Genomic DNA, 2423 nt, shown 5'->3' on the forward strand with positions numbered 1-2423 from the left:
TCCTTGTACACACCGTTTGCCCGGATGACTGCCAAGGCACTGTTGAATCGCTCAGCCAGGGCTTTGTCGCCTTTACGCACTGCAATCCCCACACCATCACCGAAGTACTTTGGGTCTCTCAGCGGTTCGCCCGCAAATGCGTAGCCTTTACCGTTGGGTGTGTCGAGGAATCCCATTTGAATCGCGACATCGTCTCCCTGAACAGCTTCGAGTCGGCCGGCAATCAAATCCAGATAGGCTTCATTGAGCGACGCGTAGCGGACAACCTGGGCACCTAAGGGAGCGAGAACTTCCGTGGCAAAGCGGTCATGGATCCCCGCACGTTGAACCCCAACTCGCTTACCCGACAATCCCGAAAAGTTGGTACCCAAGTTGCTGCCCTCACGCATCACCAAGCGGCCGGCTGATTGATAGTAGCGATTGGTGAAGTCGACTGATTTCTTCCGCTCCTCACTAATGGTCAAGGAGGAAATGATCGCATCCACCTTCTTCACCTTCAGTGAAGGGATCAACCCATCGAATTCCTGCTCCACCCACTGGCACTTGACCTGCATCTGCGCACACAAGGCGTTTCCAATGTCGTAATCAAACCCGACAATTTCTCCTTTATCTGTTTTTGAAGCGAAGGGCGGGTAGGCAGCCTCAATACCAATTCGTAGGCTATCCGCCGCACAGGCGTGAGAGGCTATTAGAAGGGCAAGCGCTGAGCTGGAGAGCAGAACGGAAAGCTTTTTTATTTTCATGATTTCGCTCCGAGGATAATCTCGCGCGCTCCGGTTGGGCACGCGCGAGTTGGGTAAAACGAAGGGATCAACCGTTCATGGATGCCAGAGCACAACTGGAGATCTGTGCATCCTGTACAGCGACACCAGTCAGGTCGACCAATGTGATCTGATCATCGCTTTCACGTCCTTTCACACGGCCGGCCAGCAATGCGCCAAGCTCAGCCAACTGATCGTCCCGAATCAGGCCTGCCTTCAGTGCGTGCGAGATCTCCCCGTACTGACTGCACTGATAGATGGAGTCCACAATGATGCGATCAGCCCGGGCGACTAGAGCCGCATCCAGCTCTTGCTTGCCAGGGGCATCAGCACCTACCGCTGTGATATGGGTCCCTGGTTGAACCCACTCGCTCTTAAGTAGAGGCTCGCGCGATGGCGTGACGCAGATGATTAGGTTTGCGGAACGTGCGACATCCTCGGGGTTGAGAGTGGTTTGCACCTCATAACCCAGCGCTTCTGCGAACGTCTTATAGGCCTCAAGCTCAGCATCATCACGGCCCCACACCACAACCTTGCGACAGTCGGTAACAGAATGGAGCTGCTCCAAATGCATCCGTGCCTGCATGCCAGCTCCCACGATACCGATTGCCTTCACCTCGCGTGGAGCCAACAGACGCGCAGCAATTTGCCCGGCGAGCGCTGTGCGGATGCAAGTCAGCCAACCTTCGTCCTGCAACAAAGCGAGAGGCTGTCCGGTAGTCGCGGACAGCACCATCATCAGTCCATCGTTGCTCTCCAAGCCTTTGGCTGGGTTGTCGTAAAAGCCCGTGGAAATCTTCACAGTGAAGGTATCGCTGCCTTTAACGTAGGCAGACTTAACGCAGCAATCACCGTTGGCCTCGACAAACGAAAATGCTTGGACTGGTGGTACTTGTACCTCGCCGTTGGAGAAAGCTATGAAGCCTTCCTCCAAGCGTTTTACGGCCAGATTCAAGTCGAGTTGGGAAATGATCTGTTGTTTGTTGAAGACTTTCATTTAACGGCTCCGAGGAATTTTTCGAGGAGGATGTTGCGACCGCAAATGACCACCGCAACACGTTTGCCACGGTATTCCTTCGCCAGTTTATTCATGCTGGCCACCGCGACGCCTGCGGCACCTTCGATGATCCAGCGCTCACAGCTTGCGACATCGCGCATTGCTGCTTTGATTTCTTCCTCGCTAACCAGCACGGTGCGGGACAACAAGGTTTGGCAGAGTGGGAAAGTAATGYTGCCTGGTTCGATACCACCGGCAGTGCCGTCAGAGATGGTGTCATCCTCGTTCATCTCGATAATCTCGCCGGCTTCGAGAGAACGTTGCATGGTCGGTGCATTAGCTGGCCAGCAACCGATGATCTCGATGTTCGGATTGAGGGCTCGCAGAGCAGCGCCAATACCGGAAACCATCCCGCCACCACCTACCGCCACGAACACAGCGTCAAGGTCAGGAGCTTGTTCGAACAACTCGACTCCGATCGTGCCTTGGCCGGCGATGATTTCTGGATCGTTGTATGGAGAAACGAAAGGTTTACCCTGAATGGCAGCTTGGCGTGCTGCTTCCAATTCAACGCTCAACGGGTCGAGATCGAGGCTGACGACTTCAGCGCCAAGAGCACGGATGGCATCCAACTTGTAGGCGGAGGCAGAGGTAGTGGTATAGAC

Annotated in this window: 3 protein-coding genes; all 3 read right to left on the reverse strand. The window is 54.8% G+C overall.

Annotated features, from left to right (window positions below):
* The coding region (locus AC1DRJ_RS24515) for an ABC transporter substrate-binding protein (protein WP_477804438.1) at positions 1-737 on the reverse strand (737 nt) is incomplete at its 3' end.
* Positions 738-810: 73 nt separating this feature from the next.
* Positions 811-1758 (reverse strand): ornithine cyclodeaminase family protein, encoded by a 948-nt coding sequence (locus tag AC1DRJ_RS24520; protein WP_477804436.1) that lies wholly within the window; start codon positions 1756-1758, stop codon positions 811-813.
* Positions 1755-2423: pyridoxal-phosphate dependent enzyme (locus AC1DRJ_RS24525; RefSeq protein WP_477804437.1), on the reverse strand; the 669-nt coding region annotated here is incomplete at its 5' end. The genes AC1DRJ_RS24525 and AC1DRJ_RS24520, both read right to left, overlap by 4 nt.

Source organism: Pseudomonas sp. P5_B2, from assembly GCF_056400445.1.